Annotated in this window: 14 protein-coding genes; 4 read left to right on the top strand and 10 right to left on the bottom strand. The window is 36.3% G+C overall.

Annotated elements, in window-relative coordinates; translation table 11 throughout:
* Positions 1-17: 17 nt before the first annotated feature.
* The 8 genes from B5D12_RS08175 to B5D12_RS08140 all read right to left on the bottom strand — a co-directional run bounded on the left by B5D12_RS08175 (position 18) and on the right by B5D12_RS08140 (position 12,069).
* Positions 18-956 (bottom strand): ROK family protein, encoded by a 939-nt coding sequence (locus B5D12_RS08175; protein WP_078756358.1) that lies wholly within the window; start codon positions 954-956, stop codon positions 18-20.
* Positions 957-976: 20 nt separating this feature from the next.
* The gene (locus tag B5D12_RS08170) at positions 977-3,070 is read right to left on the bottom strand and encodes a glycoside hydrolase family 3 N-terminal domain-containing protein (RefSeq protein ID WP_078756357.1); all 2,094 of its coding nucleotides are present in this window, start codon (positions 3,068-3,070) and stop codon (positions 977-979) included.
* Between the two features lie 95 nt (positions 3,071-3,165).
* Positions 3,166-4,602: a 6-phospho-beta-glucosidase gene (locus B5D12_RS08165; protein ID WP_200803018.1), complete on the bottom strand. Its 1,437-nt coding sequence runs from the start codon at positions 4,600-4,602 to the stop codon at positions 3,166-3,168.
* A gap of 168 nt (positions 4,603-4,770) precedes the next feature.
* The gene (locus B5D12_RS08160; RefSeq protein ID WP_078756356.1) at positions 4,771-5,508 is read right to left on the bottom strand and encodes a MurR/RpiR family transcriptional regulator; all 738 of its coding nucleotides are present in this window, start codon (positions 5,506-5,508) and stop codon (positions 4,771-4,773) included.
* A 19-nt stretch (positions 5,509-5,527) separates the two neighbouring features.
* On the bottom strand, positions 5,528-7,348 hold the full coding sequence (glpO, locus tag B5D12_RS08155) for a type 1 glycerol-3-phosphate oxidase (RefSeq protein WP_078756355.1): 1,821 nt from the start codon (positions 7,346-7,348) through the stop codon (positions 5,528-5,530).
* 520 nt (positions 7,349-7,868) lie between these two features.
* Positions 7,869-9,389 (bottom strand): glycerol kinase GlpK, encoded by a 1,521-nt coding sequence (gene glpK / locus B5D12_RS08150; protein WP_078756354.1) that lies wholly within the window; start codon positions 9,387-9,389, stop codon positions 7,869-7,871.
* An 850-nt stretch (positions 9,390-10,239) separates the two neighbouring features.
* On the bottom strand, positions 10,240-11,127 hold the full coding sequence (locus tag B5D12_RS08145; protein WP_078756353.1) for an SDR family oxidoreductase: 888 nt from the start codon (positions 11,125-11,127) through the stop codon (positions 10,240-10,242).
* A 117-nt stretch (positions 11,128-11,244) separates the two neighbouring features.
* Positions 11,245-12,069 carry an AraC family transcriptional regulator gene (locus tag B5D12_RS08140; protein WP_078756352.1) on the bottom strand — a complete coding sequence of 275 codons (825 nt, stop codon included), beginning with the start codon at positions 12,067-12,069 and terminating at the stop codon, positions 11,245-11,247.
* Between the two features lie 147 nt (positions 12,070-12,216).
* Between B5D12_RS08140 and B5D12_RS08135 the strand changes: the two genes are divergently transcribed.
* The 3 genes from B5D12_RS08135 to B5D12_RS08125 all read left to right on the top strand — a co-directional run bounded on the left by B5D12_RS08135 (position 12,217) and on the right by B5D12_RS08125 (position 16,922).
* On the top strand, positions 12,217-13,971 hold the full coding sequence (locus tag B5D12_RS08135; protein ID WP_078756351.1) for an ABC transporter ATP-binding protein: 1,755 nt from the start codon (positions 12,217-12,219) through the stop codon (positions 13,969-13,971).
* Positions 13,972-13,984: 13 nt separating this feature from the next.
* The gene (locus B5D12_RS08130) at positions 13,985-15,826 is read left to right on the top strand and encodes an ABC transporter ATP-binding protein (RefSeq protein WP_078756350.1); all 1,842 of its coding nucleotides are present in this window, start codon (positions 13,985-13,987) and stop codon (positions 15,824-15,826) included.
* A 268-nt stretch (positions 15,827-16,094) separates the two neighbouring features.
* Positions 16,095-16,922: a glycosyltransferase family 8 protein gene (locus tag B5D12_RS08125; protein WP_078756349.1), complete on the top strand. Its 828-nt coding sequence runs from the start codon at positions 16,095-16,097 to the stop codon at positions 16,920-16,922.
* 360 nt (positions 16,923-17,282) lie between these two features.
* Here B5D12_RS08125 and B5D12_RS08120 read toward each other — a convergent pair whose 3' ends face one another.
* Positions 17,283-17,612 carry a thioredoxin family protein gene (locus B5D12_RS08120; protein WP_159443904.1) on the bottom strand — a complete coding sequence of 110 codons (330 nt, stop codon included), beginning with the start codon at positions 17,610-17,612 and terminating at the stop codon, positions 17,283-17,285.
* A 292-nt stretch (positions 17,613-17,904) separates the two neighbouring features.
* Here B5D12_RS08120 and B5D12_RS08115 point away from each other — a divergent pair, with 292 nt between their 5' ends.
* A complete protein-coding gene (locus B5D12_RS08115; protein ID WP_078756347.1) occupies positions 17,905-19,278 on the top strand; it encodes an NAD-dependent succinate-semialdehyde dehydrogenase in 1,374 nt (457 codons plus the stop codon).
* A 223-nt stretch (positions 19,279-19,501) separates the two neighbouring features.
* Here the strand turns inward: B5D12_RS08115 and B5D12_RS08110 are convergent.
* Positions 19,502-20,405 (bottom strand): serine hydrolase (locus tag B5D12_RS08110; protein ID WP_078756346.1); only part of this gene is annotated, 904 nt, incomplete at its 5' end.

Raw genomic sequence — 20,405 nt, 5'->3', positions numbered from 1 at the left:
ACTGCTAAAATAAAAAATTAGTTTGCATTAAGTTGTTGTACTTTTTGTTTAATTTGATACACGGCTCCTAATAAACCTGCATCATTTTTAAGCTTCGCAAGTTTAACATCACAAGCTGTTTTACCAACCATAAAGTGATAACTTTCATGACGTTCTACAATTTTCGCATGCATTTTCATTAAGCGATCATAAAAAGCCGGATTCTCGGTAATACCCCCACCAATTAAGATAGCTTGCGGATCAAATAAACTATCTAGGTTAATAATCGCTTTTGAAAGAGCGGAATAGAAAGTTTCGACTGCCTGTTTAGCAAATGGATCATTATCTTCGTTTTCTAAAACGATTCGTGCATCAGTGACTTCCTCAAAATTAGGATCTTGCTCTTTATGTAATTTATTATAGACACCACACAACCCTAAAATAACCGCCCCATGATAATTTAAGCTCGAATTCAATTCTATTGAACCTACTTCTGGTACATGTTCCATTATCATCCACCCGAACTCGCCGGCCATCCCGTTAAAACCACGGTAAACTTGGTCGTTAATGACAAAACCACCGCCAATACCTGTACCCAATACCATACAAATATAGTTACTTAAGTCTTGTGCATTTCCCAACCATTTTTCTGCGATTGCGACACTATTCCCATCATTATCGACGGTAATCGGCAAATCGGTATATTGATGCAAAATATCAATCAAATTAATTTGATAAATACTACGAATAGCGCCGGCAGTAATCAAGAACCCATCTTCTCGAATGACTCCAGGCATACTAATCCCAATCCCCTCAACTGATTCATTTGAAAATTGGTTAATAATTTTAACAAGCGTTTCTATAAAGGGTTCTTTTTCTAATGGTGTTGGCACTTTATCCTTTTGCGTAATATTACCTTCTTCATCTACTAAACCATATTTTATAAAGGTCCCTCCAATGTCAATACCTAAAAACATCTCTAACCTTCCTTTCTACCTTAACCTTGGTATTCCCACTCACCTAACTTAGGTGCATTACTATCAAAGCCTAAATATAATTCAAATTTTCCAGGATCCGTAAATCGTTTTAAATCACTATGAACATAAGCTAAATTATCTATCGTAATTTCAAAGCTTCCCTGGTAAAATCCGTTCGCTTTCACACTGACTTTTTCAAAATGTTTTAATTCTCTCACTGGCCGTACCACTTCCGATACACAGTCACGAATATAAAATTGAACTACTTCTTGCCCATCAACATCACTTTTATTACTTAAAGTATAGTGCACGATAAATTTATTTTGTTTATCTACGATATTAGCTTCTATAAGTTCTATTTCACTATAATTTAATCCATGTCCAAAAGGATAGAGTGGTCCTTCCATGACGTCTAAATAACGTGACATATAACGAATAGTTGGATTTTCTTCGTTAAACGGTCGTCCGGTTGAATAGTGATTATAATGCAATGGCATTTGTCCAACGGAACGTGGTAAACTTATGGGGAGTTTTGCTGATGGATTCGTTTTTCCAGTTAAAACATCAACAATTGCTCGTCCCGCTTCACTTCCAGGAAACCATGCATATAGAATTGCTTTCACATATGGCTCGATATCTGTTAAATCAAGTGGTCTGCCTGAATATACTACTAGTACAATATTTTTATTCCATTGATAAACCTGTTTTACAGTTTCGATATCTTGAGGAGTTAATTTAATATTGGTTTTACTTGCTGCTTCTCCGGCTTCTGTTCCGGTTTCACCTACTGCAATCACCACTTTATCCACTAATTGGAATCGATCGAAATCCACGATTTGCTCTGCTAAATCAACTATCATTTCTGTTTCTGCAAAAGCCTCTGCAATAGCAATACTTGCATCAATTTCCCCAATCCAAGACCAAGCCCCTAAGGTATCTCTTGATGTCGCCTTTGATCCTGCTAAACCTATTTTCTCAGTAGGTTTAAGTGGTAGAACTTGATCTTTATTTTTTAATAGCACCATTGATTCTGTTGCAATTTTTCTGGATTCTAATCTTAAATCTTCTTCTATTGTGAAATTATCATTTAAGCCACGATATGGATCTTCAAAGAGTCCTAGTTCATTTTTTAATTCTAAAATGCGCATTACAGTTTCATCGATCATTTGTTCTGAAACCTCTCCTGATTTCACCAAATCTGGTAATGAATTTAAATAAAAATCCGTCATCATATCAATTTCAACACCTGCTTCGAAAGCTTTTTTACTTGCACTAGCTTTTGAATCAGCTACCCGATGCTGAACTAATTCACTTACAGCTGCCCAATCTGAAATGACCACTCCATCAAATGCTAAATAGTCTCTTAACACTTCCGTCAATAAATAATGACTTGCCGTTACTGGGACGCCTCTAAACAAATTAAAAGAAGACATTACTAATTTTGCTCCGGCATCGATTGCTGCTTTAAAACTTGGTAAATGGTCTTGGAACAAAACCACATCAGACATGTCGACGGTGTTGTAATCCTTCCCACCTTGAGATTCACCATAACCTACGAAATGTTTGACACAAGCCGCAATATTTTGCTTATTAGTCAATCCATCTCCTTGATATCCTTCGACATAGGCCTTGGTCATAATGGTATTTAGATGAGGATCCTCGCCATTACTTTCTAGAACGCGTCCCCAACGTGCATCTCTTACTAAGTCAGCCATTGGTGAAAAAGTAACATGTATTCCAGCAGCTGCAGCTTCTTTTGCTGATAAATGAGCCATTCTCTTCACCAATTTCAGATTGAAAGAACTCGCTAATGCCAATGGAATCGGGAAAATCGTTTCATATCCGTGAATGACATCTGCCATAAAAATTAAAGGTATTTTTAGACGACTTTGTTCTAAATAATTTTTCTGAATATTAATGACTTCTTCCTTCGTATGAGTTCCTAATACTGTTCCTATCGTATTAAGTTGTTCTAAACTTAATCCCAGTTCTAACATTGGTCCAGTTATTTCTCCACTTTCTGAGAAAAAAGTGGGTGTAAGTTGAGTCATTTGACCTATTTTTTCTTCTAAAGTCATTTGTTTCAATAAATCTTTTAACTTTTCTTGTTCCATTATGGTCTCCTTTTTATTTTTTAACGATAAAAACGTTTTTATTTTCACTTCAAAAGGATGCCTTTCAATGACTTTTTTCATGAAAGGCTATTATCTTATAATTCCTCACCATTACTATTAATAACTTGTTGATACCAAGCAAACGATTTTTTCTTCGAACGTTTTAAGGTGCCATTACCTTGATTATCTTTATCAACATAAATCATGCCGTAACGTTTTTCCATCTCTCCTGTACCAAAGCTGACAATATCAATAATGCCCCATGGTGTGTATCCCAATAAATTAACCCCATCTTCTAATACTGCTGCTTTTAATTGTTCGATGTGAGCCTTTAAGTAATCAATGCGGTATTGATCATTGATACTGCCGTCCGCTTCAACTTTGTCATAAGCGCCAAAACCATTTTCAACAATAAACAATGGTAAATCATAACGCTCATGAATGACATTTAAAATATATCGTAAGCCTACCGGATCAATTTGCCATCCCCAATCACTTGCTTTAACAAATGGATTTGATAACCATTTACTATTTTTATAATCTGGTATCTCATAACCACCTTTATCTTGTAAAGTTGTAACAGTTCCTGACATATAGTAGCTAAATCCTATATAGTCGACTGTGCCTCCCTTCAAAGCCTTAAGTTCTTCATCAGAATAGTCAATTTCATATCCTTTATCTGCCCATTCATTTAAAACATAATTAGGAATCTCCCCTTTTGCATGGACATCGCTATAAAAATAACGTCTCTGCATTACTTTTAAGGCAGCCATTTGATCATCTGGATTACTTGAATAGGGATAAACTGGTACATAAGCCATCATACAGCCAATTTGAAATTCCGGATTGATTTGATGACCTAACTTAACGACTTTAGCTGATGCAATGAGTTCATTTAGACCAGCTTGATAAATAATTTCTTCTCGATTTTCTCCTTCCTCAAAAAGAATGGCTGAATTGGTCCATGTATGAAGTTCATGTTGACCATCGGCTTGATTATTAATTTCATTAAAGGTCATCCAATATTTTACTTTGTTTTTATAGCGGTTCATTACAACTTCAGCATATTTTACAAAACAATCAATGACTTCTTTACTACGAAAACCACCAAATTCTTTATACAAATTATATGGGATTTCAAAATGTGATAAAGTAATGACTGGTTCAATGTCGTTAGCTAATAACTCATCAAATAAATCATCATAAAATTGTAAACCTGCTTCATTTGCTTCTTCATCATTGCCGTTAGGAAAAATCCTCGTCCAATTAATAGAAGTTCTAAACGCTTTTAAACCTAATTCTTTAAACAACTGAATATCTTCTTTATAACGATGATAAAAATCAATCGCTTCATGATTTGGATAATATTTTTCAGATAGAATACCATCAGTAATTTCTCTGGCAACGCCATTGCTACCTGCGGTCATGACATCAGCTGTACTGATACCTTTTCCATCTTCATTCCATCCACCTTCAATTTGATGAGCGGCTACAGCGCCTCCCCAAAGAAAGTTTTCTGGCATTTGTTTCATTCATATCCCCCCTCTTCACCTCTCATTATATCGATACACCGCTTACATTTCACTAATATAAGGTTTATTGGTACGTTTGCTATAAAAAAAGAATAAACATCAAGATGGTACGCCATGTACCAACTTAATGTTTATTCTTTAAATTCCACTTGTTCTATTTAAATATCTTCATTTTTCAGGATTAATCGTATTATATAAGACTTTTGATAAAGCTTCGATAAGGAATATTGCGGGTATTTGTGATGTAAAATCTTCATGCAAATTAATCCGCCAAATATCAATTTCATAACTTAAAACAAAATCAGCCATGATGGCCAATTGACTTGTTGGATCACTGGTTATCGCTACTACGGTAAAATCGGGGCGATTGCGAAATCCATTTACAATTTCAGTAACCTCATTCGTGTTACCAGTAACGGATAATGCAATAATCATATTATCTGTCGTGTTACGTAATTTTCCAGAAATTGGATACGTATTATCCACCAAACCAAAGCTATTAATTCCTAAGGTAGCAAATCTTCTAGCTGCGTACTCACACATCGTACCCGATGCCCCAATCCCATAAAAGATAACATTTTCTGATTCAAGCATCTTTTCTGCAATCTGCTGCATCGTAAACTCAGTATTACTCGGAAACGTACTTGGCGAAATAAGCCCTTCACTATTAATAACAGACTTGTCACCTGGTTGATGCGTTTTGACATTAATTTTAAATTCTGCATAACTATCAAATCCTAATTTGCGAATAAATCGCATCACCGATGAAGCCGATGTATGTGATTCCGTTGCCACTTCGCGAATTCGCATATAAGGAATTTTCTCAATATTACTCGACATATAATGATACAAAACCTTTTCTGTCTCTGATAATCGATTAAAATCTATCTTTCCAAAAAAAGACATAGTCCTCTCCTCTTTTCTCTTATTTGAGGTGTTTCAAATCATTTTCATTCAATGTTGCGATTAATTCATCATGGTATTTTTGCGTAGTAGCCTCATCCCAATCATAATATTCACGCATGGTTTGTAATACTGGGTCGACCATTTGATCAACTTGCTCACGCATAAATAAAATATAATTAGTACGACGTAATAAATAGTCCACTGGTGTTAACGCTAATTCTTCTTCCATTGAATATTGTAAAGAAATCCAATCTTTCAATGATAATTTGTGGCCAAATGGATATTTATTCGTTAAGTTAAAGACTTTAGGTACGTTTGATCCATATAAGTTAGCTAAATAACGGGCATCTTCTCTTGATAAACCACGTCTAACTCCTAATTCTGCTAAAGTTTCTAACTCTTCATCGACATTCGCTGGGTTAAATTCTCCCCCTGATACCGGATAGGTCTTCGAGTTAATCATTCTAAAATGTAACTGGTGTTGCTCTGATAAGATATCTAATATCTTTAATAAGGCTCCTTCTGCCATTTTACGGTAGTCGGTAATTTTACCACCCGCTAAAGTTAATAAACCATTTGGATCTAATTCTAAACTTGACCCTCTAGAGACTGCTGAAGGGTCTAATGTTTTCTCAGAGACAGATCCTTCTAATGACCCCACTGCAGACTCAACAGCTGCACGATTTGCTTCGCCGTCTAAATAAGCTTTAACCGTATCGATTAAATGATTAAACGATTCATCGGAAACTTTACCGGAGTTGCCACCATTATAATCAGAGGCGGCATTGCCTGAAATCAATGGACGTAAGCCTGCCCATGAAGATTCTATATCACTTAAGGTGATATTTGCTTTAGGGTAACGACGGTTTACGATACGTAAAAGGTAATCCACATCTTCTTGGGTGACTCGTGGATGAGCTAAATCACCATTATAATCCGTATCGGTAGTACCAAAGTAGGTTTTATTTTCTCGTGGTAACACAAAAATCATACGGCCATCACCTTCGCCACTATCAAAATAAGTAGGTTGTGACACTTTAATGACACTTTCATCTACCACTAAATGAACCCCTTTAGTAGGACGCATAATCGCTGTTTGATGTTGATCATCTAATTGACGGATAGTGTCAGACCATGGTCCCGTCGTATTAATCACCACTCGCGCTTTAATCTCAAACGTCGTGTCATTCAATAAATCTTTAGCTTCAACACCGATGACTTGCCCTTCGTCATCAAATAATAAGCCGACTGCTTTTACACGACTGGCGATAAAAGCCCCATCTTGTGACGCTCGCTTAATATTTTCAATCACTAAACGCGCATCATTATTACGATAGTCTAAATACACCCCACCGGCTACTAAGCCTTCTGGACTTAAATCTGGTTCGCGTTCTAAAACTTCGGCTTTAGTTAACATTTTATTGGCTAAAGGTGTATTATTCACCCCTGCTAATAAATCATATAAATCCATCGCTACTTTTAAGCGGAATTGACTAAAAGTAGCACCTGGTTCATCATAGACCGGCAATAACATCGGATCGGCTTTAGGAATGTGAGGAGCGATTTGTTGTACCACCGCTCGTTCGGAAACCGTGTCTGATACGACTTCAACATCAAATTGTTTTAAATAACGTAACCCACCATGCACTAATTTGGTTGAACGCGAAGAAGTCCCTTCAGCAAAGTCTTGCATTTCAATTAGGCCCGTTTGTAAACCTGAAGCTGCTGCTTGTAACGCCACACCCGCCCCGGTGATACCTCCTCCGATAATCAATAAATCTAGGATTTGTTCTTGCATCTTCGCAATCGATTGTCTTCTTGATTCAAATGATAATTTCATAACTTGATTCCTTTCTATTGTATATTTGCGAAATCAATTAAAAATGAAAATTAGGTCGGACATTCTTGAATAAAATAATGGGGTTGTCCGTTATAATAATTTTCATAGTGTTGATCCGATTTGCAAAATTAATCAACATACTATTTGTGTTAGTGAGTTGGCCAGAACTAGAAAATTAATGGGTTCTATCTTCTCCTGACCAACCTTGCACAGTTGGGAGTGGATCAGAATTAACAAATCGAATGTTTTTCGCTTCGTCTGTTTCCTTCACACAATTAGGTAGCTATCAAACAAGTCTTTAAGACGCAGCTTGACCTACTCAACCACTGCGCGTTAAATTGATGAACAATAACTTGATTGAATTTTTCAAGTTTATTCTCAGTCACTTTAAGACGTCGCTTGAGACCACTCACCTACTGAGCTTTAATTATTGAGCGATAACTTGATTGAATTAATCAAATTGATGCTCACCCTTATGCCAATAAATAAGATACTATTTTAGCTGAATACTTTGATAATTTTATTCAATATTGGTTTCATCGCGTTCAGCAAATAATTGCGTCGCCGCTACCGCTTTTTGCCATCCACGATATAGTTGCTCCTTACGGGCATTGTTCATTTCAGGTTTAAATAATTGACTGGTAGCATTTAAAGATCTAATCTCGTCCATATCACGCCAGAAACCAACCGCTAATCCAGCTAATAACGCTGCACCTAAAGCCGTGGTCTCTAAATTAGTGGCACGTGCAATTTCAATTCCTAAAATATCTGCTTGGAACTGTAATAAAAAGTCATTCATCGCTGCGCCACCGTCAACTTTTAAGACCGGTATCTCTATACCTGAGTCACTTTGCATCGTTTCAATAATGTCACGGACTTGGTAGGCAATCGATTGTAAAGTTGCTTTAACGAAATCTTCACGTGTCGTCCCCCGGGTTAATCCAAAGACTGAGCCTCGTGCATCTGAATTCCAATATGGAGCTCCTAGACCGGTAAATGCCGGCACAATATAGACTTCATCGTTATTCGTCGATTTTTCCGCTAAACGCTCGGACTCTGGTGATGATTCAATCATTTTTAAGCCATCACGAAGCCATTGAATCGCCGAACCGGCTACAAAAATAGACCCTTCTAGTGCATAGTTCACTTTGCCATTAATACTATAACCAATCGTGGTTAAGAGATTGTTTTTCGAAATTAAGGCCTCTTCACCGGTATTCATAATGATAAATGAGCCTGTTCCATAGGTATTTTTAACCATTCCTTTTTCAAAAGCTAATTGGCCAAATAAAGCAGCTTGTTGGTCTCCAGCCATTCCTGAGATGGGCACTTCTCCACCGTAGAAATGAAAGGAAGCAGTGGTACCATAAATCTCTGAGTTAGATTTCACTTCCGGTAACATTGTGGTTGGAATATTCAAGATTTCTAAAATCTCCTCATCCCATTGTAAATCATTAATATTAAATAACATAGTACGGGCGGCATTAGTATAATCAGTGACATGCGTCGCACCATTGGTCAATTTCCAGACTAACCAAGTGTCAATCGTACCAAATAACAATTCGCCTCTTTCTGCTCGTTCTTGCGCTCCTTCAACATGGTCTAAAATCCAACGAATTTTAGTTGCTGAGAAATAAGCATCAATCACTAATCCAGTTTTTTGGTGGAATAACTCTTTATACCCCGCATCAATTAATTCATCTGCTAAATAAGCTGTTTGACGTGATTGCCAGACAATCGCATTATAAATAGGCAAACCGGTGTTTTTATCCCAGACCACCGTTGTTTCACGTTGGTTAGTAATCCCAATCGCTTCAATTTGGCTAGGTTTCGCGCCGCTTTCAATAAACGCTCCCGCGATAACGGATTGGACTGAGTTCCAAATAAGATTTGCATCATGTTCTACCCAACCAGCTTTAGGGAATATTTGAGGAAATTCTTTTTGGTAGGAAGCCACCATTTCCCCCTTTTTATTAAAAATAATTGCGCGTGATGAGGTCGTACCTTGATCAATCGCCATAATAAACTTTTTTTCGTTCATGAGAAACCTCCTCGAATTTTACTACTCCACCTCTAGTATAATATTGCTTTTATGAAAATGCTAACAAAATTGATTATGTTATTTATTTATACGAAAATTTTGTTATAAAAGAAAAAATAATAGCCAAATAAACTTTATCAGGTGGAAATTAGTTAATTCAACACGTCATCAAAATCAATCACTAAAATCGTGCAATACACAAAAGTCAAACTCAATAGCCTATAACTGCATGATACAAAATAACTCAATCACTTATTATGGCTTAATACCAGAAGCTTCAAAATTGAATGCCCAACATATTCAAGCACAATTACATAATGTTACCTAGTGAACATGAATCCAAAGCTCACTCTTAAAAAACGCTGAATGCACAAAAAAAGCCAGTAAAACATCGAGCTGTCTTACTGAACTTTTCCTAAAAATTGGGGGTGGACAAGAAGTAGAAAATCAAATGATTTTCGCTTCGTCGGTCTAGCCCCGCACAGTTGAGTAGGCCTCAAACAAGTCGAAAGACGAAGTTTGAGGCCACTCAACCACTGCGCTTTTAATTTAATAACAATAACTTAATTGAGTTTGCCAAATTTATCTTTAACCTCATTAAGACGAAGATTGAGACCACTCAACCACTGCGCTTTTAATTATGAATTTATCAAATTGATGCCTAACCTCGTTAAGACGCCATTTGAGACCACTCAACCACTGCGCTATTTATGAATAAGCACTAATTTGACTGAATTTATCAAATTGATGCCTAACCTCATTAAGACGCAGTTTGAGGCCACTCAACCACTGCGCTGTGAATTAAATAGATATGTCTGAACAAAATTTAAAAAGTTTTTGCCCAGCCTCCTTAATTAATTGCTTGACCGCCAGTGACACCATAAATTTGTGATGTGACATATGACGATTCTTCTGAAGCTAAAAAGACATAAACCGGTGCTAATTCAACTGGTTGTCCTGCACGACCTAATAAGCTACCTTGTCCAAATTCAGGTAATTCTCCTTCTAATTGACCGTCATCTAATTGAAGGGGTGTCCAGATTGGTCCCGGTGCTACCCCATTGACTCGGATACCTTTTTTAGCAAAATATTGAGCTAAATTTTTAGTGAAATTAGTGACTGCTGCATTAGTAGCGGCATAATCCATTAATTGTGGACTAGGACTCGTTGCTTGTACCGAAGTAGTCGTTACAATTGTTGCCCCTGTTGGTAAATGCTTTTCAGCTGCTTTCACCGTCTCATACATCGAGATAATATTAACTTTGAACGTGTCTTCTACTTGTTCAATACTTAATTCAGAAAGGCTTTCTACCGCGATTTGTTGAGCCGCATTTAAAACTAAAATATCAAGTTTACCGAGTTCTTTAACGGTCTGCTCAACAATCTCTGTCGCAACATTTTGTTCGCGTAAATCAACTGGCAGCAATAATGAGCGTCGTCCTTCTTTTTCAATAATTTCTTTTACTTCTAATGCATCTTGTTCTTCACCTGGGAAATATTGAATCGCAACATCAGCACCTTCACGTGCAAAAGCAATCGCAACGGCGCGGCCGATTCCAGAGTCTCCTCCAGTAATTAAAGCTGTTCTGCCCGCTAAGCGGTTATTTCCTTTATAAGATGTTTCACCGCAATCAGGTTCTGGTAACATTTCATCTTGTAGTGCTGGAGTGTCTTGTTCTTGATCTTGAAACTTGCCTGGATGATACAACGTTCTCGGGTCTTTTAATTTCTTGTTCATTGTTTGTTCCTCCTTCTACTTGATAGACCAAGTGTAATAAAAATATAAAAGATATTCAAACAATAAGACTCGCCCTACTATCTCATTATTAAAACAAGCACTTATATGATGCGAAGGTTAACTCGTCTTATAATGACTTGGAGTTTTGCCGAAATATTTTTTAAATTGCTTACTAAAATAGAGAGGGTCTTGATAACCGACTAATTGCGCTACTTCTTTTACCGCTAAATTGGATTCTTTTAGTAAAGTTGAAGCGTGCTTCATCCGTATATCAATTAAATAATTAATGACCGAAATTTCTTGTACTTCTTTAAAAATACGCGATAAATATGTCGGACTAATTAATAATTCTTGTGCAATTTGATCAATGGTTAATTCTTCATTATAATGTCGATCGATATAATGCAAAGCATCCGTCACTAAGTCTTGTTTTCTAGAAAGTGTTGGATTAATACTGATTAAATTTAAGCCTTGAGAAGCTTCTAAACTTCGAATAATTTGGACGATTAATTGTACCGTTAAAGCTTTGGTCATTGCTCGAAACTCTAAAGATTCTTGTTCTAATTCATGGACGATATTCCAAGCAATATCCATAATTTTATGGTGGTTACCCTGAGGCGATAAAATCGTCTCTTTATTCGGCATCGTATCTTTGGGGTACCCGGTTAATAAAAAATTACGAATTCCTATATGTAATTCATGGGCGCTAGTATTCAATGGTTGCTTTTCCCAATGCACCACTCCCGGATTAAAAACCATTACGGTATTTGCCTTCACTAAATGTTTTTCATCTTCAATCGTATATAAAGCTTCACCTTCCAACATAATTGAAATTTCTGTATATTCATGTGAATGTGGGGCATTAAAATGACCTTCACTATTCCAGCAATCGAAAGCATAAACAATTTCTGGATTAAAAGTATGTGAATTGATAATCGGCATGGATTTCCCTCCCTTTTTCTCTCCATTTCATTTTACCACAAAAACAAATGGGATATTCCATGTTTTTTTGTACATATTCCATTTAATAATGATTCGTAAATAGTAAGATAGAACATGAAATTATTAAATAAGGAGGAGTTATCTACAATGAACCCATTTACTTGGATTTGGCAATATGTCAAACCTTATACCCCACGCCTAATAATCGCTTCTATCTTTTTAATTTTGAATGCGGTCTTAGTCGTTATCAACCCATTTTTAAGTGGGATTTTAATTGACGAAGTAATCGGTCAAAACCAACCGGAACGTCTCGGAAAAATCTTACTCTTAATGATTGGAATTACCTTTTTTCGTACGGTTGTTCGTTATACTTATCAAATGTTATACGAAAAAAGTGGTCAAGATGCTGTCTTTACATTACGTAATGAACTGTATGATAAATTAAACAAGATGGACTTCAACTTTTTCAACCATACAAAAGTTGGGGATATTATGGCTCGTATGACTGGGGATACCGATGCCATCCGTCACTTTGTCTCTTGGGTCAGTTACAATATTGTCGAATGTATCGTCTGGTTTTTGGCAGCCGTTATTGTCATGGCCTATATTTCATGGCCATTGATGCTAGCACTCGTTGCGGTCACGCCCTTTATCTACTTACTGGCTCGCAGTATGACGCAAAAAAGTATGCCGCGTTTCTTGGATATTCGAGAAAGTTTTGCCCGTCTAAACTCAATGGTAGAAGAAAATATTTCTGGAAATCGCGTGGTCAAAGCGTTTGTCCGTGAAGACTATGAAATTGAAAAATTCAATCGTCACAATGAAGATTTTAAACAAAAAAATATGGCGTCTGCTGAAGTGACTCGTGATCATTTACCTACACTTGATTTCTTAGCGAATTCATTGAGTGTCATTACCTTGATTTTTGGTGGTTATTTAGTGATTAAAGACCAAATGTCGATTGGTGACCTTGTTGCCTTTAATGGTTTTTTATGGATGTTAAACAACCCGATGCGCATGAGTGGTTGGTTAATTAATGATGTCCAACGATTTCAAGCTTCTTCGATTAAAATTATGGATATGTTAAATTATGAACCTGCGATTCCGGTAGAAGATGTCAGTGATATGCCGAAATTAAAAGGTGATATTCGCTTTGAACATGTTAACTTTGAATTTGCTGATGATCCGAACACCCCTGTCTTAAAGGATATTTCATTTGAAATTAAATCCGGACAAACTTTAGGGATTTTGGGTGAAACAGGTTCGGGTAAATCAACCTTAGTGAACTTAATTAGTCGCTTTTACGATCCTACCAAAGGAACGGTCTATATCGATGGGAAAGATGCACGTGACTACTCAGTACGACGTTTGAGAAATAACATTTCGATGGTCATGCAAGACATCTTTTTATTCTCTGATACCATTTCTGAAAATATTGCTTTCGGTAATCCCTCTGTTAATCAGTTATTTATTCGAGAAATGGCTCGAATTGCCGATGCGGATACTTTTATTAATAAAATGCCTGATGGCTATAATACCATTGTCGGTGAGCGAGGTGTCGGATTATCGGGTGGGCAAAAACAACGGATTAGTCTAGCACGTGCGTTGGTAAAAGACCCAAGTATTTTAATTTTAGATGATACGACGTCTGCAGTAGATATGGAAACCGAAGCCAAAATTCAAGAAGAATTGACTAAAATTACCAATGAAAAAACGACCATCATTATTGCCCATCGTATTTCTTCGGTACGTGACGCAGATTTAATCTTAATGATGTCCAAAGGTCGGGTCGTAGAACAAGGAACCCATGCTGAACTTGTTGCTAAACGTGGTTTATACTACGATGTATACCAAAAACAATTAGGGATTGAGGGCGTAGCGCCTACTCAAGCTGAATTATAGGAGGTGACCCTTAATGGCATTATTTAAAAAGCAACCTAAAGAAGTCAAAGATAAAGTGCAACCGGATGTCAATCAAAAACGCCAAACATCTTTAGAGGATGAATATTTAGAGCAAGAATTTCACTTTGATGACTTCAAACGCTTAGCACGTTATTTAAAACCTTATTTAAGACCCAGTTTGATTGTCTTTATTAGTATCATTATTACCAACTTATTTGGTTTGGTTATTCCTTATTTGACCAAACTGGCGATTGACGAGACGATTCCCAATAAAGATTTAGGGCAATTAATGTTATTCGGCTGCATTGCATTATTTTCACTCTTAGCTATTGCCTATGGTTTACGTTATCGTATATACAAAATTACCGAGATCGGTCAAGATTTATTAAAAGATATGCGCTATGATATTTTCACGCATTTACAAACGTTGCCCTTCTCATATTTCGACAGTAGACCGCATGGTAAAATCTTAATTCGAGTCGTTAATTACATCAATAATTTAAGTGATTTATTAAGTAATGGATTAATCAACTTAATTGCTGATTTATTAAATGTCGTCTTAACGCTCATTGTCATGTTGAGCCTTGACTGGCGTCTAACCTTATATAGTTTGATTCTGTTACCAGTATTATTCGCCTTTTCAATGTTAATACGTAAATATCAACGTACTGCTTATCAAGATTTAAGTAATAAGCAATCTACAATGAATTCATACATTCACGAAAGTATTGCGGGTGCTAAAGTGACACAATCTTTTGCCCGTGAACCAAAGAATCAAGAAATCTTTTATGATGTCAACGACCAAACACGCCGTTCTTGGATGAAAGCTGTCATGATACAATTCTTATTATGGCCGGGCGTGTTAAATATTTCAGTCCTAACCACTTCGATTATTTACTATGTTGGGATTATGAAAATTGGCGTCGACGTCTCAGCCGGAACCTTAATCGCTTTTATCGCTTATGTCAATAACTTTTGGAACCCTATTTTAAATATCGGAAACTTCTACAATAGTTTAATTACCGCCTCAGCTTATTTAGAGCGTATTTTTGAAACTTTAGACACGAAGTCCGATATCGTCGATGCACCTGATGCTTATGACTTACCCGAAATTAAGGGACACGTTAAATTTGATGAGGTTGTGTTCCGTTATGAACCTGGCCGTGATATCTTAAAACGGATTAATTTTGAGTTAGAACCTGGCACCTCTGTTGCCTTAGTCGGACCGACGGGGGCAGGTAAAACCACTATTATCAACCTATTAAGTCGCTTTTACGATGTGAGTGAAGGAGCTATTACCATTGACGGCCATCCAGTTGATAAAGTCACCCTGGCATCTTTACGTCGCCAAATGGGGGTTATGTTACAAGATACATTTATTTTCTCTGGAACCATTATTGATAACATTCGTTATGGTAAATTAGATGCTACTGACGAAGAAATTATGGAAGCAGCCAAAGTAGTCCACGCACATGATTTCATAATGAAGCTAAAGGATGGCTATCATACTGTCGTAGAGGAACGTGGTAGTACTTTATCAGCCGGACAAAGACAATTAATAGCTTTCGCCAGAACACTATTAGCCGATCCACATATCTTAATCTTGGATGAAGCCACTTCAAGTATCGATACCAATACTGAAGAACTATTACAAGAAGGTTTACAAGAGCTACTTAAAGGTCGTACTTCCTTTATTATCGCCCACCGATTATCAACCATCCGTAACAGTGACCAAATCTTTTACATTGATGGTGGCGTGATTGAAGAACGAGGTACCCATGAGGAATTAATGGCGAAAAGAGGCAAATATTATCACTTATATCAATCACAATATAATTTATTATTTGTGGAATAGTCGTGATTTGATGGAATAACTCTATAACCATTCAAAATATCATAGCCCTTTGCATTTGAGTCAGCTAAAAATTGCAGTGCAGCATGTTATATGCAAATGATTTTTGTGAATCAGCTGGTTTGCTAAAAAGAGACTATAAGAAAGCAAACGATGTTATAAGTGAGTGGTGAGACCGGTTGAAGGATATGACTTTCATGGTCTCACACTCACTTTTTGTCTTTTAGTCAAAATTAAGTATAATATTGATATTAAGCCTTTGGAGGTAATTATGAATATTCTAGTTACGATTGATCAAAATTATATTAAGCAGCTTGAAGTGATGATGTTTAGTTTAAGACGGCATCACCCCAAAGAAGAGTTAGATGTTTATTTATTGCACGAAAAAATTCCGGAAAAAGCACTTAAAAAACTGAGCGAAACTTTGCAAATCGTGACAATTAACTTGCATCCTATCCAAATCGACAATCAGTTTTTTGAGAACTTTCCGATTACTGAACGCTATCCCTACACCATGTATTACCGCCTATTGGCTGCGCATTTCTTACCGGATTCAGTAGACCGAGTTTTATATTTAGACCCTGATTTAGTCATTATTAATCCAATTGATGAACTTTATAATATCCAGTTCAACGGTCAATTTTTTGCTGCTGCAACCCATGTAGAAAAAACACTTGAGAAAATTAATCAAGTTCGCTTGAATTATTCAAATGGCATTTATGTCAATTCAGGCGTTTTACTAATGAATACTAATTTACTACGTGCAGAGCAAGATGTTGACGCAATCGCTCACTATGTGGAACGATTTAAAGATTTATTATTTTTACCTGACCAAGATGTTTTATCCGCACTCTATCCCGATAAAATCATTAAAATTGAAGCTTCACAATATAATATTACCGAACGTATGTGGATTAAAGAAAAAGTGAATCAATTAGGCGGCAAATTAGAATGGATTGACGAAAACTGCCATATCATTCATTATATCGGTAAAAACAAGCCATGGTTACCGAACTACTTTGGTGACTTAGATCGCTATTATATTGAAGCTGAAGGCTATTTAAAAGGACGATTGGACGCTGCCAAATCGAGCCAATAATTAAGGAATACTAATATCATATTCGTAAAATTAAGTCACTATCATGTCTATCAGATTACAACACACCATTTATTCGTGAATAGTTTCAAAATAATTATCATTTAAACCAAATAAGATATCACGCCTGTTCAAAAGTTTTAAACCCAATCTGATTCTCATGAAAAACCAGTATTATCAAAATCTATTTAGCTATCATGAACAAGCAATATTGTCTAAACAGATTTGGTTCCTACGTACAATAAATAATATCAAAATAAACGCCCTTCACCATGAAAAGTGCACTTGTAAGCTGCAAGTCCTTTCAATGATGGAGGGCGTTTTTATTATCCTTATGGGCTTCCAATTAGCCAAGAAATATTATTAATATTTAACTCCGTAATGCTCTTTAATCTCAGCGAGTCGATAAGCTAGTTCTTCAAAGTCAATGATTCGTACTTGTCGATGATACTCTTTACCTTTTAAGTAAATCAGTACCGTTGGAGAAGAAAATAAATTCAGTTGTCCTGTCAATATTGGGATTTGACTAATATCGACATGGTAGACTGGAAATTGGTGTTCTTTCGCTAACTGATTAACTCTTGGATAATCCGCATGACAAACAGTACATCCAGGCGCAGTAGTATATACGATAAAATAATCCTCATTATTCAATAGCTCATCATACTGATTATAAGATTGTATATCAATCATTTTCATCCCTCCTATTGCCTTGATTATAGCACGCTTCTTCTTATTTGTCTGAAAAGTTACTCCATAGCTAAGTTTGATGATTTCTGTCTAAAATTTAAGATAGTTATGTTCTTGTGTTAGAAACTTGATTATGCCACTTATAGCAGTGTCAATCTCATGTTCCAACACGCAATATAAAACAACTAGAAACTTTTAATTATGCGACATCATTTTTATATTCAAACCAAAATATTAGAAACCGTTTTCTTTAAATGATATAATTAACTTATCATTAATTTTAGGAGGAATTTTAATGGCATACGAAACAAAGTATCCTTTTACAAATGAGGTTTTAAACTCTTACGATAATATTTCTGACGAAACAATCGAAGATATATTAGCTACAAGTCACGCTCTCTATAAAAAATGGCGCCAGCAAGATGCCTTAGCAAATCGTAAAGAACAATTACATAAAATTGCTGAAATCTTACGTCGCGATGTTGATAAATACGCAGAAATTATGACCAAAGACATGGGTAAATTGTTCATAGAAGCCAAAGGTGAAATCGAACTATGTGCTGATATTGCGGACTATTATGTTGATAATGCCGATGATTTCTTAACGCCAAGACACTTAGAAACTGATACGGGTGACGCATATTATTTACGTCAATCTACTGGTGTTATTTTAGCGGTGGAACCATGGAATTTCCCTTTCTATCAAATTATGCGTGTATTCGCACCTAACTTTATCGTGGGTAATCCAATGGTATTAAAACATGCGTCAATCTGTCCGGGTTCAGCACAAGCTTTTGAAGACTTAGTCAAAGAAGCAGGCGCGGAAGATGGTTCATTCACTAACTTATTTGTGAGCTATGGCCAAGTTGCTAACATTATTGCTGATCCTCGTATTACCGGTGTCTGTTTAACCGGTTCTGAACGTGGTGGTGCATCGATTGCCGAAGAAGCCGGTAAAAACTTGAAGAAGACAACTTTAGAATTAGGGGGCAATGATGCTTTCATTATTTTAGATGATGCGAATTTGGAAGAGTTAAAATCATTATTACCCGATGTGCGTTTATATAATGCCGGGCAAGTCTGTACCTCTTCTAAACGTTTTATCGTCACTGAGAAAAATTATGATGCTTTCCTTGAAATTTTATTAGAAAGCTTCAAAGGTGCTAAATGGGGAGACCCAATGGATCCAGAAACAACTCTTGCACCACTTTCTTCAGCAGGAGCCAAAGAAGATGTCTTATCCCAAATCAAATTAGCTGTTGATAATGGCGCTAAAGTATTGTATGGTAATGAACCCATTGACCACCCTGGAAACTTTGTCATGCAAACCATTTTAACGGATATTACCAAAGATAATCCTATTTTCAATCAAGAAATTTTTGGTCCAGTGGCATCTGTTTATAAAGTTGCAACTGAAGAAGAAGCCATTGAACTTGCGAATGATTCAAGTTACGGATTAGGCGGAACTGTCTTTGGTACTGATATTGACCGCGTCCATGAAGTAGCAGCCCAAATTGAAACTGGAATGTCTTTCATTAATTCTGGTTGGGCCTCTCTACCAGAATTACCATTCGGTGGTATTAAAAACTCTGGTTATGGTCGTGAATTAAGTGAACTTGGCTTTACAGCCTTTGTCAATGAACACTTAGTTTACACACCGAAAAAATAACAATAGTCATTCCTTATACAATAGGACGCCCATAATGGCGTCCTGTTATGTTTTTTATGCAAAAAGACACAGAATGTCCCGTCATTCTGTGTCTTACCCTTTGGGTGAACTTATTCAACTCAAATCTATTTACCAACTCAGTTCACCGATAAGATTTTCTCCCAACTTTATCAATAATTTTATGAAATGAATCGTCTTAATTTGGATAGTTTGATAATTCGATTTATTTTACAAAAGCATTGTAAACCTCTTTGACAAATCCTCCAATTTTCGAATCGGACCAATAATTTGTTAGAACCGTTAAAGCGAATGGTTTATCACCACTAGCAATTCCAGTTGTGTGATTATAATATGGCCACCAAGCTCCAATCTTTTGGTACGTATTGACTGGTAAAACATCTAATTTAGTGCCATCATAAATTGTTTTGTCTAATGTGGTCATAGCTTGACGTTCTTTTTGAGCATTCATATATTTTACCACTTCTGTCATTTGTTTTGGTGTGACAGTTAGTGAGAATTTTGGCGCACCATATACTTTTTGCGTAAAACGATTAAAATCAGCTTTATCACGGTAACCAACATAATGTAAAAGCATATTTGATCCTAAATTATCTGAATCGCGTCCCACTCGATGTAAAACTTCTCTTACCGTATAAGGTTTACTTCTAAAATTCTCATATTGGATTGTCCCTGAACCACCCCATTGATAAGATTCAGGATGGTTATAAATAGCATCCGTATACCACCATTTCGTATCCCAAGATAAAAGTCCACGTTCAATTAAATCTTGCGTATAAGCCATTAAGACTACTTTTGGTACAGACGCACCATACATCAATGAATTTTGATACATCCCTGCAGTTTGTCCGTCAGTTAAACTTTCAAAATAAGCATAAGCAGATTGTCCTTTATAACGGTTCATCACATTTTGAACCGCTTGATTAACGCCACCAACAACTGTTGTGTCCCCTTTGTTGTTTCCAGTTATTTGCTTAACGATGATGGTTTGATTTGGATAAATTAAATGACCTGAAATATTATTCCACTGTTGTAACTGACTAACCGTCACTCCATACTGAGCGGCAATTTTATTTAAAGTATCACCACGAACAATCGTATATTGTTTA

Origin of the sequence: Globicatella sulfidifaciens DSM 15739 (assembly GCF_900167405.1) — a bacterium.
In the GTDB taxonomy this organism is placed as follows: Bacteria; Bacillota; Bacilli; order Lactobacillales; family Aerococcaceae; genus Globicatella; species Globicatella sulfidifaciens.
Note: the sequence above shows the minus strand (reverse complement) of the source record. Positions and strands in the feature narration are given on the sequence as shown.

Bases quoted from the DNA above. Each gene is read 5' to 3' on its own strand.
- B5D12_RS08165 (WP_200803018.1), bottom strand. From the start codon at position 4,602: ATGAAACAAATGCCAGAAAACTTTCTTTGGGGAGGCGCTGTAGCCGCT.
- B5D12_RS08145 (WP_078756353.1), bottom strand. From the start codon at position 11,127: ATGAACAAGAAATTAAAAGACCCGAGAACGTTGTATCATCCAGGCAAG.
- B5D12_RS08170 (WP_078756357.1), bottom strand. From the start codon at position 3,070: ATGGAACAAGAAAAGTTAAAAGATTTATTGAAACAAATGACTTTAGAA.
- B5D12_RS08135 (WP_078756351.1), top strand. From the start codon at position 12,217: ATGAACCCATTTACTTGGATTTGGCAATATGTCAAACCTTATACCCCA.
- B5D12_RS08125 (WP_078756349.1), top strand. From the start codon at position 16,095: ATGAATATTCTAGTTACGATTGATCAAAATTATATTAAGCAGCTTGAA.
- B5D12_RS08115 (WP_078756347.1), top strand. From the start codon at position 17,905: ATGGCATACGAAACAAAGTATCCTTTTACAAATGAGGTTTTAAACTCT.
- B5D12_RS08130 (WP_078756350.1), top strand. From the start codon at position 13,985: ATGGCATTATTTAAAAAGCAACCTAAAGAAGTCAAAGATAAAGTGCAA.
- glpK (WP_078756354.1), bottom strand. From the start codon at position 9,389: ATGAACGAAAAAAAGTTTATTATGGCGATTGATCAAGGTACGACCTCA.
- glpO (WP_078756355.1), bottom strand. From the start codon at position 7,348: ATGAAATTATCATTTGAATCAAGAAGACAATCGATTGCGAAGATGCAA.
- B5D12_RS08175 (WP_078756358.1), bottom strand. From the start codon at position 956: ATGTTTTTAGGTATTGACATTGGAGGGACCTTTATAAAATATGGTTTA.
- B5D12_RS08160 (WP_078756356.1), bottom strand. From the start codon at position 5,508: ATGTCTTTTTTTGGAAAGATAGATTTTAATCGATTATCAGAGACAGAA.
- B5D12_RS08140 (WP_078756352.1), bottom strand. From the start codon at position 12,069: ATGCCGATTATCAATTCACATACTTTTAATCCAGAAATTGTTTATGCT.
- B5D12_RS08120 (WP_159443904.1), bottom strand. From the start codon at position 17,612: ATGATTGATATACAATCTTATAATCAGTATGATGAGCTATTGAATAAT.